Raw genomic sequence first — 14152 nt, 5'->3', positions numbered from 1 at the left:
GGCGGATTATGCTGTCCCGCCCCTGATTTTCAGGCTTCAGACCTGGCGGCGTGACGCAAATCGACCATCAGCACTTTAGAGCGGCGCTGATAGTTGTACATCTGTTTTTTACTTTCAGGCAGCTGATCCACATCCACCGGCATGAAACCGCGCTCCTGGAACCAGTGGATGCTACGGGTGGTCAGCACAAACAGCTTTTTCAGTCCCATCTGACGTGCCTGAAGCGCGACGCGTTCCAGTAACGCTTCTCCCCTGGAGGAGCTGCGGTAGTCCGGATGTACCGCCACACAAGCCATTTCGCCAATCTGCTCTTCCGGAAAGGGATAGAGCGCGGCACAGCCAATAGTCAGATTGTCACGTTCAATAATGGTGAACTTATCAATCTCCATTTCCAGCTGCTCACGGGAGCGGCGCACCAGAATTCCCTGCTGTTCCAGTGGGCGGATCAGCTCAAGGATGCCGCCGATATCATTGATGGTTGCCCGGCGGATCTGCTCGGCGCTTTCCATGACAATCTGGGTGCCAATACCATCGCGGGAGAAGAGTTCCTGGATCAGCGCGCCATCTTCCTGGTAGCTGATCAGATGGCTGCGGCGGACGCCGCTGCGACAGGCTTTTACCGCGCCACGCAGAAAGCGCACCGTCCCGGAGAGATAATCATCGCTCTGCTCCAGTTCTTCGGTGCGCTGCTGCGCTTCGTTCGGGAAGAGTTCAGAGATAATTTCGCCTTCACTGTCAGTCACGCCCTGACCTGAGCAGAAACCGATCATCTTTTCAGCCTTCAGTTTGATCGCCAGCTGGGTGGCGACCTCTTCTGAGGTCAGGTTAAAGCTTTCGCCGGTCACAGACACCGCCACCGGGCCAACCAGCACAATGGCACCGCTGTCAAGCTGGCGATGTATCGCTTCTTCATCTATGCGGCGGATGCGCCCGCTGTGGCAGTAGTCAACACCATCGTCCACGCCCAGCGGTTGCGCGATAATAAAGTTGCCGCTGACCACGTTAATGTGAGCGCCCTGGAGGGGGGTATTGTTCAGACTCATTGACAGGCGGGCGGTGATGTCCAACTGCAAACGCCCCGCAGCCTGTTTGACCAGCTCCAGCGACTGTGCATCAGTGACGCGGGTATGCTTGTGATAGACCGGCTCGAGATGATGCTCATCCAGATTGGCGTCAATTTGCGGTCTGGCACCGTACACCAGCACCAGCCGGATGCCAAGGCTGTGTAGCAGGCCGATATCATTAACGATGCCGGAAAAGTTCTCATGCCCGATAGCTTCACCACCCAGCATAATGACAAACGTTTTACCACGGTGGGCATTAATGTAGGGGACTGTATGACGAAAGCCCTGAACCAGCTCGGTACTCCGTTCCTTCACGGCAAACCCTCTGTGAATGATTATTCGATAAAAATGTATTTTTATTCTTTTGTGAGCCGGGTGCAAGGGGCAATTGATCCCGAGGCTGTTTAACTATAGCTGGCAAGGGTCGCTTACAGTTTGCATTACCTGACCTTTTTCCGCATGACACCCTTAGCAGGATTCGCTAAAGTTTCAGTTTATGGCAGTGATTTGGCTCGACTTTCTGATTAAAAACAGCAAACAACCTGGAGTTGCATGTCCGATTTACCTTCCCCCGGCCGACGCCGATGGTTAAAAAGCGTCGGCGCAGTTGTGTTGCTCAGCGTCAGCAAAGTGGGTTTCGCGGCGCTGGCGCAGGTGGTGGCTATCCGCATCTGGCCGTCTTCGACCTACTCTCGCTTAACGCTGGAATCCAGCACGCCGCTAAAATATAAGCAGTTTGCCCTCAGCCATCCTGAGCGGGTGGTGGTGGATATCACTGATCTGCATCTTAACCCGGTACTGAAAAATGTCGGAAATCTGGTGCGCAGTGACGATCCCTGGATCCGCCACGTCAGGGTAGGACAGTTCAACAGCAATACCGTGCGCCTGGTCGTGGAACTGAAGCAAAACGTCACGCCGCAAATTTTTACTCTGGAGCCGGTGGCCGGGTTTAAAAACCGGCTGGTGCTGGATCTCTATCCGGCAAAGGGCATCAGCAACCATCATCAGGATGATCCACTGCTGGCATTACTGGAAGATTACAATCAGGGCAGGCTGGCACAGCATCAGCCTGTCGAAGCCCCGCTGCCGGGCAAGGCGGGAAAAGATCGCCGGCTGGTGATCATGATCGATCCCGGACATGGCGGGGAAGACCCTGGTGCGATTGGCAAAAACAAAACGCGGGAAAAAGACATCGTGCTGAAAATTGCCAGGCGGCTAAAAACGCTGATTGATAAAGAAGGCAGTATGCGCGCGCACATGACCCGCAATGAAGATGTGTTTATCCCGCTGAAAGTGAGAGTGGCAAAGGCCCGCAGGCTGCGCGCCGATCTGTTTATCTCGCTTCATGCCGATGCATTTACCAGTCGTGCGGCCAGAGGCTCATCAGTTTTCGCGCTCTCGACCAAAGGCGCGACCAGTACCGCCGCCCGCTATCTGGCACGAACCCAGAACGAATCCGACCTGATTGGCGGCGTCAGCCTGAGTGGCGATCGCTACCTCGATCATACCCTTTTCGACATGGTGCAAAGCCGGACGGTGAATGACAGTCTGAAGTTTGGTCATGAAGTGTTATTACGGATGGGCAGAATCAATCATCTGCATAAAAAAACGGTGGATCAGGCCGGGTTTGCGGTGTTGAAAGCCCCGGACATCCCATCCATTCTGGTGGAAACGGCATTTATCAGTAATCTGGAAGAAGAGCGTAAGCTTCGCACCGCGCATTTTCAGCAGCAGGTCGCGGAGGCCATTCTGTCAGGAATAAAAGCGTATTTTTCCCGGAGCGCTTCACGGGTAGCGAAGTAACAGAAGCGGGTGTGAATCAACAATGAGGGGGAGGGCAGAAACAAAAAAACACCCTTGAGGGTGTTTGATTGGTTGCGGGAGCCGGATTTGAACCGACGACCTTCGGGTTATGAGCCCGACGAGCTACCAGGCTGCTCCATCCCGCGTCCGCGTTGCTGTCGCTTCCGTCACGACACTCTTTTCTTTTACTACTTTTCTCTGAAGGAAATTGGTTGCGGGAGCCGGATTTGAACCGACGACCTTCGGGTTATGAGCCCGACGAGCTACCAGGCTGCTCCATCCCGCGTCCGTGGATGCGCACTATACTCGCCGTGAGTTTTGTTGCAACCTCTTTTTTATAGAAAGTCTCAGAAACAGCGCCGCCTGCTTAATTTTTCCGCCATCTGTACTGTAGTTGAACAGCGCCGGACGATCTTTACGCTCAGCACATTTCAAAACGCTGATGGCTTTGCTATCTTCGGCCAGCAATTTCGCGAAGAGGGCGCAAAGTAATGAAAGGACGTTGGGCGAAGTATGTTATTAGCGGGGTGCTGATCGCCCTGCTGGCGGGATGTTCTTCCAGACCGACCGATCGCGGGCAGCAATATAAAGACGGAAAGCTCGAAGAACCTCTGGGACTGGTCAATCAGCCCAATGTGAAAGGGCGTCCGGTTAACGGTAAAGACTTTGCCGACCAGGTGTCAGAAATCCAGTACGCTTCGCCCGGCATGTTTGCCCGTCAGAGCAGTACCTATAGCGCGATTAAAAGCTGGCTGATGGCGGGGGGAGACACCCGGCAACTGCGTCAGTTCGGCCTGGATACTTATCAGATGGAAGGGGCGGATAATTACGGTAACGTGCAGTTTACCGGCTATTACACCCCGGTTATTAAGGCACGTTACACCCGGCAGGGTGAATTTCAGTACCCGCTCTACCGTATGCCCGCCGGTAAGCGCCGCCTGCCCTCTCGTGCGCAAATCTACAGCGGAGCGCTGGATGAGCGGTATGTCATCGGCTACAGCAATTCGCTGATGGATAACTTTATTATGGATGTGCAGGGCAGCGGCTATGTTGATTATGGCGATGGCCGTCCGCTGATGTTCTTTGGCTATGGCGGTAAAAATGGTCATCCTTACCGCAGTATTGGCAAAGTGTTGATCGATCGTGGTGAAGTGAAGCGCGAAGATATGTCAATGCAGGCCATTCGCCAGTGGGGTGAAGAGCACAGCGAGGCGGAAGTCAGGGAACTGCTGGAGCAAAATCCCTCCTTTGTGTTTTTCAAACCGGAAAATTTTGCGCCGGTGCGCGGTGCCAGCGCGGTGCCGCTGGTGGCGAAAGCCTCCGTGGCGTCTGACCGTTCGCTGATCCCACCGGGAACGGCGCTGCTGGCCGAAGTGCCTCTACTGGATAATAACGGTAAATTTAGCGGAAAGTATGAGATGCGCATTATGGTATCGCTGGATGTGGGCGGCGCGATAAAAGGACAGCATTTCGATATTTATCAGGGGATTGGACCTTATGCGGGGCATATGGCCGGCTGGTTTAATCACTATGGCCGTGTCTGGGTACTGAAATCTGCGCCAGGCGCGGGCGCGCCCCTTTTCTCTGCTGCGCAAAACAGCTCCGGCGGTTCGGCTCTGTTAACGCAGTAATCTGTTCTGACAGCAGGCGACTTTTCCGCCTGCTGGTCAATTCTGAGGTAATCCATGACTTCTCTTTCTGACGCCTGGCTGCAACGTTTTGGCGGTACGGCGCGGCTGTATGGACAATCTGCTTTGCAACTGTTTGCCGATGCGCATGTCTGCGTGGTAGGTATTGGTGGCGTCGGTTCCTGGGCGGCTGAAGCGCTGGCTCGCACCGGTATTGGTGCTATCACCCTGATTGATATGGATGATATTTGTGTCACCAACACTAATCGTCAGATCCATGCCCTGAAGGGAACGGTTGGACAGGCGAAAACAGAGGTGATGGCGCAGCGGATTCTGGCTATCAATCCGGAGTGTCGGGTTACCTGCGTGGACGATTTTCTCACGGCGGAAAATACCGCCACGCTGATAACGAATTCCTTCAGTTATGTGATTGATGCTATCGACAGTGTCCGGCCAAAAGCCGCGCTGGTGGCCTGGTGTCGGCGTAATAAAATACCTCTGGTGACCACTGGTGGCGCAGGTGGACAGATTGATCCGACGCAGATCCAGGTAGCCGATCTGGCAAAAACCATTCAGGACCCGCTGGCGGCTAAATTGCGCGAGCGGCTGAAGCACGATTTTAATGTGGTTAAAAACAGTAAAGGCAAACTGGGAATAGATTGTGTGTTCTCTACCGAAGCGCTGATGTATCCCCAGCCGGACGGTTCGGTCTGTGCTTCCCGCAGCACGGCAGAAGGGCCAAAACGCATGGACTGCGCGTCAGGATTTGGCGCGGCAACCATGGTGACCGCGACTTTTGGCTTTGTTGCCGTTGCTCATGTGCTGAAAAAGATGATGGCCAGAGCGGCACGCGGTTAATTACTGCGCATGGCTGGCCGCGACCGTTACCGCGTTTGCCAGCGCCTGAAGTCCTGCACTACGTGAAGCGCTGAGCTGACTGCGCAAGCCCAGCTCATCGAACAGTACCAGCGGGGACTGCCGTGACAGTAACGTGGCAGACTGGCCTTCCACCGCAGTGAGCAGGACGGCCAGTAATCCCCGCACGATGCGACCTTCACTGTCGCCGTAAAAATGCAGGTTACCGTCGGCAAGCTGTTGATGCCCCAGCCAGACGCGATTCTCACAGCCACGCAGCTCATTTTCAGCGGTTTTCAGTTCCTCCGGCAGGCCTGGCAGCTGTTTGCCCAACAGGATGAGCTGTCTGTAACGTTCTTCCCACTGAGTATAAGCAGCAAATTGCTGTTTAAGTTCGTCTGCGGTAATCAGTGTGCCGAACGGGTGGGGAGCGAGGAGTAGAGTCATTATTAGTCTGCCAGTATTTCCAGCGCGGTAGTCATACCGCGTACCAACGCGTCAACATCGTTGTGCGTATTATAAGGGGCAAATGAGGCGCGCAAAGTACCGCTCACGCCCAGTGCCTGTATCAGAGGTTGCGCACAGTGCTGGCCGGCACGCAGCGCAATGCCACTTTCTGCCAGCAGCGTCACCACATCGCTGTGGTGGATACCGGCAATGTCAAACGACAGCAGGCTGGAGCGCCCGGCACGAAAGCTGCGAAAGCCGGGAAGATTCTTCAGACGTTGTTCAGCCAGTTCAGCCAGTCCGCAACTCCAGTTCTCAGCCTCAGTTCGGTCCTGATCTTCCAGCCATGTCAGTGCTGCGCTAAGGCCTGTCACGCCAGCAACGTTAGGCGTCCCTGCCTCAAACCGCCAGGGGGCAGGCATGGCGGTAAAGCCCTCAAAGGTGACGGAGGAGAGCATTTTGCCTCCACCCTGCCAGGGTTCCATGATTTCCAGAAGTTCGGGTCTGGCATAAAGTACCCCGGTTCCCATCGGGCCATACAGCTTGTGTGCTGAAAAAGCATAAAAGTCGATATCCAGCGCCTGCACATCAACTGAGCTATGCACCACGCCCTGCGCACCGTCAATCATCACTTTTGCGCCTGCCTGGTGGGCCAGCGAAATGGCCTGCGCCAGATCCGGGCAGCCGCCGGTGACATTCGACATCTGGCCCAGCGCCAGTAGCCGGGTGGATGAGTTAAGCAACGCTGGCAGTAACGACATGTCAGGTAGAAGATCTTCTCCCAGCGGCCAGCGGATGACTTTCGCGCCACACTGTTTTTCCACCATCAACCAGGGCACCAGGTTGGCATGGTGCTCAGCCTCACTGACGACGATCTCATCGCCTGGTTGCAGACGAGGACGTAGCCAGGCCTGGGCCACCAGATTAATGGCTTCGGTGGTGCCTTTTGTCCAGATAATACTGCTGTCTGTTGCAGCAGCCAGCAAGCGGGCGACCTGGCTGCGGGCATGTTCATAGCGCTCAGTTAACTGGCGGGCTGCGGCAAACTGGCTGCGATGGACCGTTCCGCCATTCAGGCTGTAAAACTGCCGTGTCGCCTCAATCACCGCCTCGGGTTTGAGTGCCGTGGCGGCGCTGTCCAGATAGACTCCGGCGTCGGCCAGTGCCGGGAACTGCTGGCGAAACTGTGCTGGGATAAATGACGTCATACTCTCCTCTGGCGGATGATGAATTGATGCGCTTTCATTCAGGACCACTCTGAATTGCAGGTGCCCGGCTGGCAATGTTGAAAAAGCGCGTTATCCTCAATTATGCAAGGTTTAAACTATCACTCGCAAATGTGTATTTGGCTGAAAGGCCTTCAGTTATCGCCATCTGCGGGGGTTTATCGCATTACTACTGCAAGGAGATACAAAAAGATGAAAAAACTCGCTGCTATTATGGCCGCCTGCGCCATGACTTTTACTCTGGCTGCCTGTTCCAGCAACTATGTGATGCACACCAATGATGGCCGGACCATTGTCTCCAGTGGCAAACCAGTGGTGGACAGTGATACCGGAATGATCAGCTACAAAGATGCTAATGGTAACAAACAACAGATCAATCGTTCTGATGTAAAAGAAATGGTTGAGATGGGGCAGTAAGCTAACGTAAAAAAAAAGCACCGCAACTGCGGTGCTGTTAATTTTGTGGACAGACAGGATAAATCCGGGACTGATAAAAGGTAGCTGAACCACCCACGGTCTGAAAATCGTCAGACCAATTGCAAACACAACATCACGACCACCAGCCAAAAGCCTGCCAAAATCTCACTTAACTGCCTGAATTTCTAACCTGCTTTTCGTTCCGGCTCTGGAAGTGCCGCAACTATAGGTATTTGCTGGTGCATCCTCAACGGACAAATTATAATGCCTCGGATAAAAAAAACTAATACGTAAAACTCTGTCAGGCGTCTTACGTTTTGTCACAGCCAACAACTGTCCGGTAATCATGTCCAAACGTCTCCCTCCTCTGAATGCGCTGCGTGTGTTTGATGCTGCGGCCAGACATCTTAGTTTTACTAAAGCGGCTGAAGAGCTGTTTGTCACCCAGGCTGCGGTCAGCCATCAAATCAAGTCACTTGAGGATTTTTTGGGGCTGAAGCTGTTTCGTCGACGTAATCGATCGCTGCTGCTGACCGAAGAAGGGCAGAGTTACTATCTGGACATTAAAGAGATTTTTTCCGATCTGAATGAGGCCACCCGCAAGCTTCAGGCTCGCAGCGCCAAAGGTGCGCTGACCGTCAGTCTGCTGCCCAGTTTTGCCATTCAGTGGCTGGTGCCGAGGCTTGCCAGCTTTAATTCAGCTTATCCGGGGATTGATGTGCGCATCCAGGCAACAGACCGCGATGAGGCGAAACTGGCTGATGATGTCGATGTGGCCATTTTTTATGGCCGTGGTAACTGGCCGGGATTGAGGGTGGAAAAACTGTATGCTGAATATCTGTTGCCGGTCTGTTCTCCACTTTTACTGACGGGCGATCGCCCCCTGAAAACCCCCCAGGACCTGGCAAGTCATACCCTGCTGCATGACGCATCACGTCGTGACTGGCAATCTTATACCCGTCAGCTTGGCGTGGCACATATCAATGTGCAGCACGGGCCCATTTTCAGCCATAGCGCGATGGTGTTACAGGCCGCTATCCACGGGCAGGGCGTTGCGCTGGCAAATAATGTGATGGCACAGACAGAAATTGAGGCCGGGCGACTGGCCTGTCCTTTTAATGACGTGCTGGTGAGTAAAAATGCTTTTTATCTGGTTTGTCATGACAGTCAGGCAGATCTGGGTAAAATAGCCGCCTTTCGTCGGTGGATTCTGGCAAAAGCCGCCAGTGAACAGGAAAAGTTTCGTTTTCGCTATGACAGCTGAGGCCTTGTTATCCGGTGTGCGGTGCAGGCAATCTTTGAGGATGAGTCAATGTCGAGTCGTGCAATGCTGATTTTTTCAGCCATCAGTGGATTTATGTTTGTGATGCTGGGGGCATTTGGTGCTCATGTGCTGAGTAAATCGCTGGGTGCGAGTGAAATGGCCTGGCTGAAAACCGGCCTGGAGTATCAGGGATTTCACACTCTGGCTATTCTGGGAATAGCGGCTGCCATGCTGCGCCGGGCCAATATCTGGTTTTACTGGAGCAGCGCGTTTCTGGCGCTGGGAACGGTGTTATTCAGTGGCAGTCTCTACTGCCTGGCGCTCTCTCACCTGCGATTGTGGGTTTATGTGACCCCTGTAGGTGGCACCTGTTTTCTGGTGGGCTGGATATTAATGTTAGTTGGCGCGCTGCGTCTGAAAAAAAAGGCGATGGGCCATGAATAAAATTTTACTTTACTGCCGCCAGGGCTTTGAAAAAGAGTGTGCGGCAGAAATTACGGCCAGAGCCGCAGCACGTGAGGTTTTCGGCTTTGCCAGGGTTAAAGAAGAGTCGGGTTACGTGCTGTTTGAGTGCTATCAGCCGCAGGACGCAGAAAAGCTTATCGGCGAGCTGCCGTTCAGCGAACTGATCTTTTCCCGCCAGATGATTGTCGTGGGGGAGTTATTACGTGACCTGCCCCCGGATGATCGGGTAACACCGATAACGGCGGCGTTGAACGGCAACGTGGAAAAAGGCGGAGAGCTGCGCGTTGAGGTGCCAGACACCAATGAGAGCAAAGAGCTGTTAAAGTTCTGCCGGAAATTCACCGTCCCGTTGCGCAGTTCTCTGCGTGCTGCTGGTGTGCTGCTTAATCACGAAAATTCAAAGCGTCCGGTGGTACATGTCTTCTTCATTGCTCCGGGGTGCTGCTACGTCGGCTACTCGCTGACGCAGAATAATTCGCCGTTCTTTATGGGGATTCCCCGGCTGAAATTTCCGGCGGATGCGCCCAGTCGCTCTACGTTGAAGCTGGAAGAGGCGTTTCACGTTTTTATTCCTGCCGACGAATGGGATGAGCGGTTGGGCAGCGGCATGTATGCGGTCGATCTGGGGGCCTGTCCCGGTGGATGGACTTATCAACTGGTCAAACGCAGCATGATGGTCCACGCCGTGGATAATGGGCCGATGGCTCCAGCCCTGATGGATAGCGGGCAGGTTTTCCATCACCGTGAAGACGGTTTTAAATATCGTCCCACGCGCAACAACATTTACTGGCTGGTTTGCGATATGGTGGAGAAACCGGTGCGTGTCGCTAACCTGATAGCGGACTGGCTGGTTAATGGCTGGTGCCGTGAAACGATATTTAACCTGAAGCTGCCGATGAAAAAGCGTTATGAAGAAGTGACGCAAAATCTGGCGATGATCAATGAGAAGCTGAAAGCCAACGGTATTAACGCACAGATTCAGGCTCGCCAGCTTTACCATGACCGAGAGGAAGTCACAGTACATATCCGGCGGATTTGGGGGGCAACCCCGGGCCGTCGTGACGAACGATGACGGCCATGCACAATTAACTCAGTTGCTGAACGGGTCAGCCTGAAGAGGAATGGGATTCAGCCGGAGTTCTTTCAGGTTGCCTGTCAGTTCCAGGTCGGTTTTCAGCCTGGCAACCTGGCGGCAGATTAGCGCCATCTCACGATTTTTCTCCAGCTTGTTGCGCCATTTTTCGGCCACCGCAGGCAGGTTTTCATAGAGCGCATCCAGCGTACCAAATTGCTGAAGCAGCTGAGCCGCACTTTTAGCCCCAATACCTGCTACTCCGGGAATTTTGCTGCTGCTAATCCCGGCCAGTCCCCAGTAATCGACAAGTTGTGCCGGGCTTACGCCAAACTCATTGCTGATAAAAGGCACATCCAGCCAGCGTTTCTGGAAGTAGTCCCGGATGCGGATAGTCGGTGCCACTAACTGACAATAGCCTTTATCGGTAGAGACAATGGTCGCCTGGTGACCGCTGGTGACCACTTTTGTCGCCAGCGTGGCGGCCAGATCGTCTGCCTCTTCGCCGGGAGCGTGCCAGCAGTTTACGCCTGCCGCAGCGAAGGCGTCACGCAGCCGGGGCATCTCTTCCCGTAGCGTTTCTGGCATCGGGGTTCTTCCTGCTTTGTAATCCGGCAGCAGCTGATGACGCCAACTCTGGTGGCGGTCATCATCATCAAATACCGCCACGGCATGGCTGGGCTGGCTGTGCACAATCAGCTGTTGCAGCGCCTGAACACAGCTTTGCAGGCAGGGCGATCCCTGAACCGCATGAATACGGCGGATCAAATTCAATGCATCAACAATTAACAAATGAATAGTCATGATCGGCTAATAAGGGAGCGGCTGATGCCGCCCCGGGTTGAAGTTATTTAATGATTTCGTAGCAGGGGATGTAAGCGGTTCCCGGCAGCTTCATGCGGTGCTGGGCAACAAATCCCTGTAACAAATCGTCCATACGGCGCATGATTTCCGGGTCGCCATGAATTTTGTAACGTCCTTTCTCTTTGATCGCCCGGATACCCACATCCTTGACGTTTCCGGCCACAATTCCGGAGAAAGCCCGACGCAGGGCGGCGGCAAGCTGCTCGGCAGGCTGGTCAGGTGAAAGATTCAGGTTAGCCATGTTTTCATGCGTTGGCACAAACGGCACCTGAAGGTCTGGCGCAATGCGTATTGCCCAGTTAAAACTGTAGGCATCACCCGTTTCACGACGATGTTCTTTAACTTTCGGCATGGCCTTTTTCATCAGGCGAGCGACTTCAGGCGCATCATCAATAATGATGGTGTAGTGCTGGCGAGCGGCTTCCCCCAGGGTGTTGACGATAAATTCATCCATTACCCGGAAATAGTCTGCACTCTCCTTCGGTCCGGTCAGTATCAGCGGTAGCACCTGATTGTGGTTCTCCGGATTCATCATAATGCCCAGCAGGTAGAGCAGCTCTTCAGCGGTGCCCACCCCGCCAGGAAAGATGATGATACCGTGCGCAATACGCACAAACGCTTCCAGTCGCTTCTCAATATCCGGCATGATGATCAGTTCGTTAACCAGCGGATTCGGCGGCTCGGCGGCGATAATTGACGGTTCAGTCAGGCCAATAAAACGTCCTTCTTTGTAGCGCTGTTGTGCATGACCCACCGCCGCCCCTTTCATCGGCGCTTCCATGACACCGGGCCCACAGCCGGTACAGATATTAAGCTCGCGCAGGCCAAGCTGGGAACCGACCTTACGGCAATACTGGTATTCGATGTCATTAATTGAGTGTCCGCCCCAGCAGACCACGGTATTCGGTTCTTCTCCAACATGCAGCGCTCTGGCATTACGCAGGATGGAGAATACCAGGTTGGTAATATGTACCGGGTCATCACTGTTCTGATACTGCGCGGCGCTGTCGATCTGACCATTTACAAACAGAATATCGCGCAGGACGGCAAACAGGTTGGCCTGCAACGAACGGATAATCCGCCCATCGACAAAGGCTTCTTCCGGGGGATTGAGCAGTTCAAGTTTGACGCCGCGTTCGCGCCGTAACACGTTGATATCGAAATTTTCAAAGCGGGAGAGCAATTCATGACTGCTGTCGGTCTGGCTGCCGGAGTTAAGTACGGCAAGAGAACAGTTGCGAAACAGTTGATAGAGGTCGCTGCTGGCGGTTCTTTTCAGCATGTCGACTTCCAGCTGGGAAAGCAGATCCATTGAGCCTAACGGGCTGATTTGTGTAATCAATTTAACTCCTTTATACCCCTCCGGGCAGTAGTCACTCCCGACGACAGCAAGGCGTTCTCGTCGTGAAGAGGAAATTTCCGTGGGCAGGAAAACCTTAGCCCACTCTCAGAGTAGCGTTGTACAGCAGGGTTTAACAATAGCGTACCTTGTGCTTATGCGTAACGGTACGCAAAATGCAGTCAATCACTGACGTACCAGAAGGGATCGTGCGGGTTTGAATATTCCATTGCTTCGCCACGGATTAATATCAAGGCCGCCACCTGTGACACGCCCCGTGCATTCAGCCAGGACAGTTCATATAGCGCTCAGATGTTGGCACCCTGAAAGGGTAAGCTTTCAGGAAAGAGGCGGGGGTTTCACGGTTCAAACGTCGTGGCACGGCTTGCAGTAAAAGGGTTGATAAATATCGTGATATTCTGTCGGTTTTCCCGGCGTCAGACCATTCACCGTCCGATTTGTATCCTGTAAAGACATGGTTTACCTTGCGGCCTGCTACCAGCAGGTAGAGTGAAAAAATTGTTGGCAAGCGGACACTATCGATCCGACTGCCAGGATGAGCATCGCCTTAGTGAAACTCAGGCCACCAGGAGTGAAAAAAATAATGACTGAAGAGACGACCCGCGCCCTGACCGATTTTACCCGGGGCTATTGCGAAGACTGGCAGCGTATCTGTGGACACCCTCCTGCCAGCCGTGATTTGTACGGTGTGCCATCGCCCTGCATACAAAGCAGCTGTGACGATCAGGTTTTCTGGCTGCCACAGCCTTTTACTCTGGCAAAAAATCTTGATGCAGTTGAGCGTGCAATGGAATTGCGTATTCAGCCATCAGTGGTTGACTGGTATACAGCGCAATTTTCCGGTGATATGACTGTTACTCTGGCAGGGCAAATGTATACGCTGCTGCAAACATGGAGCGAAGAAGATTTTCTACGTTTACAGGAAAATTTGATTGGGCACCTGGTTATGCAACGTCGCCTGAAACTTTCTCCGACGCTGTTTATCGCGACATCCGCCAGCGAGCAGGAGGTGATTGCGGTATGTAATCTCACAGGTGAAGTGGTGCTGGAAAAGACGGGAACAAAAAAGCGCAACGTACTGGCCCCGAATCTCATTGATTTTCTTTCATTATTAAGAAATTCAGTCAATTCTGCGGAAAACTGCTGATGAATTTGTGAGATATGTCTTACATGGATTGTAAGAGATCGCTATTTAACGGGCGGAATGTTCTCAAGCTTTTTGATTAAAAACATTGTAAATCATAATCTTGTTTACAGTATTATTTTGTAAAAATACTATTTTAATCAAAAACGGATGTGACCCGTATTGTTTGCTTATCATATTAGGGCAGAATACCTCTCATCGGAAAGGATGCTGTGATTCATGGAATGAATCAGGACACATCTGGATGATGACGCAGGGATAGTCTTCAGGACGAAGAACAGGAACATCTCAGGACGAGATAAGGGACACCTCCAGGATGGAGAATGAGAGCTATCAGTATAGATAGTGAGGCAGGATGCTCAGGGAATATCACCATTGATGGTGAGTTGTAGGAAACATTTAAGGACAAAGTTATCAAGGACGAGCAGGGAGCATTAATGTAGCGGGATGGTTGCGAACGAATCGGGAGCACTGTTATTACAGTGCTCCCTTTTTTTCGTCGGTACTTTTTACCGCTGCTGATGGAGAATGGTATGCTGGCAG

General features: G+C 53.1%; 13 protein-coding genes, 2 tRNA genes and 1 pseudogene. 8 read left to right on the top strand and 8 right to left on the bottom strand.

Annotated elements, in window-relative coordinates; all coding sequences use genetic code 11:
* Positions 1-29 precede the first annotated feature (29 nt).
* Positions 30-1379, bottom strand: a complete 1350-nt coding sequence (gene argA / locus BG55_RS13935) for an amino-acid N-acetyltransferase (RefSeq protein ID WP_034938543.1) — start codon at positions 1377-1379, stop codon at positions 30-32.
* Positions 1380-1616: 237 nt separating this feature from the next.
* On the opposite strand from argA, the gene amiC reads away from it, so the two are divergent.
* The gene (gene amiC / locus BG55_RS13930) at positions 1617-2867 is read left to right on the top strand and encodes an N-acetylmuramoyl-L-alanine amidase AmiC (protein ID WP_034938542.1); all 1251 of its coding nucleotides are present in this window, start codon (positions 1617-1619) and stop codon (positions 2865-2867) included.
* Positions 2868-2936: 69 nt separating this feature from the next.
* Here amiC and BG55_RS13925 read toward each other — a convergent pair.
* Positions 2937-3013: transfer RNA gene (locus BG55_RS13925), tRNA-Met, on the bottom strand.
* Between the two features lie 63 nt (positions 3014-3076).
* A tRNA-Met gene (locus BG55_RS13920) sits at positions 3077-3153 on the bottom strand.
* A gap of 205 nt (positions 3154-3358) precedes the next feature.
* Between BG55_RS13920 and mltA the strand changes: the two genes are divergently transcribed.
* Both mltA and tcdA read left to right on the top strand, forming a co-directional pair.
* Positions 3359-4498 carry a murein transglycosylase A gene (gene mltA / locus BG55_RS13915; RefSeq protein WP_034938540.1) on the top strand — a complete coding sequence of 380 codons (1140 nt, stop codon included), beginning with the start codon at positions 3359-3361 and terminating at the stop codon, positions 4496-4498.
* A gap of 54 nt (positions 4499-4552) precedes the next feature.
* On the top strand, positions 4553-5353 hold the full coding sequence (gene tcdA, locus BG55_RS13910) for a tRNA cyclic N6-threonylcarbamoyladenosine(37) synthase TcdA (RefSeq protein ID WP_034938538.1): 801 nt from the start codon (positions 4553-4555) through the stop codon (positions 5351-5353).
* Here the strand turns inward: tcdA and csdE are convergent, their stop codons facing one another.
* Positions 5354-5800, bottom strand: coding sequence for a cysteine desulfurase sulfur acceptor subunit CsdE (csdE, locus tag BG55_RS13905; protein ID WP_420889620.1), 447 nt, complete (start codon positions 5798-5800; stop codon positions 5354-5356).
* Complete coding sequence (csdA, locus tag BG55_RS13900; RefSeq protein WP_034938535.1) at positions 5800-7005, bottom strand: cysteine desulfurase CsdA; 1206 nt, start codon at positions 7003-7005, stop codon at positions 5800-5802. Before csdA ends, csdE begins: the two co-directional genes overlap by 1 nt.
* Before the next feature lie 210 nt (positions 7006-7215).
* On the opposite strand from csdA, the gene BG55_RS13895 reads away from it, so the two are divergent.
* The 4 genes from BG55_RS13895 to rlmM all read left to right on the top strand — a co-directional run bounded on the left by BG55_RS13895 (position 7216) and on the right by rlmM (position 10241).
* Positions 7216-7440, top strand: a complete 225-nt coding sequence (locus tag BG55_RS13895; RefSeq protein ID WP_034938533.1) for a YgdI/YgdR family lipoprotein — start codon at positions 7216-7218, stop codon at positions 7438-7440.
* Positions 7441-7786: 346 nt separating this feature from the next.
* Complete coding sequence (locus tag BG55_RS13890) at positions 7787-8704, top strand: transcriptional regulator GcvA (protein WP_034938532.1); 918 nt, start codon at positions 7787-7789, stop codon at positions 8702-8704.
* Positions 8705-8752: 48 nt separating this feature from the next.
* Positions 8753-9148, top strand: a complete 396-nt coding sequence (locus BG55_RS13885) for a DUF423 domain-containing protein (RefSeq protein WP_034938530.1) — start codon at positions 8753-8755, stop codon at positions 9146-9148.
* Positions 9141-10241 carry a 23S rRNA (cytidine(2498)-2'-O)-methyltransferase RlmM gene (rlmM, locus tag BG55_RS13880; RefSeq protein WP_034938528.1) on the top strand — a complete coding sequence of 367 codons (1101 nt, stop codon included), beginning with the start codon at positions 9141-9143 and terminating at the stop codon, positions 10239-10241. The genes BG55_RS13885 and rlmM overlap by 8 nt, the downstream gene beginning before the upstream one ends.
* A gap of 18 nt (positions 10242-10259) precedes the next feature.
* On the opposite strand, the gene xni is transcribed toward rlmM, so the two are convergent.
* The 3 genes and pseudogenes from xni to queF form a co-directional block, all read right to left on the bottom strand.
* A complete protein-coding gene (gene xni / locus BG55_RS13875; protein WP_034938526.1) occupies positions 10260-11045 on the bottom strand; it encodes a flap endonuclease Xni in 786 nt (261 codons plus the stop codon).
* A gap of 43 nt (positions 11046-11088) precedes the next feature.
* Entirely contained in the window at positions 11089-12447 is a 1359-nt protein-coding gene (gene ppnN, locus BG55_RS13870; RefSeq protein ID WP_034938524.1) for a nucleotide 5'-monophosphate nucleosidase PpnN, read from the bottom strand.
* A 308-nt stretch (positions 12448-12755) separates the two neighbouring features.
* Positions 12756-12921: pseudogene (queF, locus tag BG55_RS23525) on the bottom strand (NADPH-dependent 7-cyano-7-deazaguanine reductase QueF); the annotation flags it as partial.
* 127 nt (positions 12922-13048) lie between these two features.
* Here queF and syd point away from each other — a divergent pair.
* Complete coding sequence (gene syd, locus BG55_RS13865; RefSeq protein ID WP_034938523.1) at positions 13049-13612, top strand: SecY-interacting protein; 564 nt, start codon at positions 13049-13051, stop codon at positions 13610-13612.
* Positions 13613-14152 lie beyond the last annotated feature (540 nt).

This window comes from Erwinia mallotivora (assembly GCF_000590885.1).
Lineage (GTDB): Bacteria > Pseudomonadota > Gammaproteobacteria > Enterobacterales > Enterobacteriaceae > Erwinia > Erwinia mallotivora.
Note: the sequence above shows the minus strand (reverse complement) of the source record. Positions and strands in the feature narration are given on the sequence as shown.

Excerpts from the sequence above, each read along its gene's own strand:
- amiC (WP_034938542.1), top strand. The coding sequence starts at position 1,617 with ATGTCCGATTTACCTTCCCCCGGCCGACGCCGATGGTTAAAAAGCGTC.
- mltA (WP_034938540.1), top strand. The coding sequence starts at position 3,359 with ATGAAAGGACGTTGGGCGAAGTATGTTATTAGCGGGGTGCTGATCGCC.
- tcdA (WP_034938538.1), top strand. The coding sequence starts at position 4,553 with ATGACTTCTCTTTCTGACGCCTGGCTGCAACGTTTTGGCGGTACGGCG.
- csdA (WP_034938535.1), bottom strand. The coding sequence starts at position 7,005 with ATGACGTCATTTATCCCAGCACAGTTTCGCCAGCAGTTCCCGGCACTG.
- BG55_RS13895 (WP_034938533.1), top strand. The coding sequence starts at position 7,216 with ATGAAAAAACTCGCTGCTATTATGGCCGCCTGCGCCATGACTTTTACT.
- BG55_RS13890 (WP_034938532.1), top strand. The coding sequence starts at position 7,787 with ATGTCCAAACGTCTCCCTCCTCTGAATGCGCTGCGTGTGTTTGATGCT.
- BG55_RS13885 (WP_034938530.1), top strand. The coding sequence starts at position 8,753 with ATGTCGAGTCGTGCAATGCTGATTTTTTCAGCCATCAGTGGATTTATG.
- rlmM (WP_034938528.1), top strand. The coding sequence starts at position 9,141 with ATGAATAAAATTTTACTTTACTGCCGCCAGGGCTTTGAAAAAGAGTGT.
- xni (WP_034938526.1), bottom strand. The coding sequence starts at position 11,045 with ATGACTATTCATTTGTTAATTGTTGATGCATTGAATTTGATCCGCCGT.
- syd (WP_034938523.1), top strand. The coding sequence starts at position 13,049 with ATGACTGAAGAGACGACCCGCGCCCTGACCGATTTTACCCGGGGCTAT.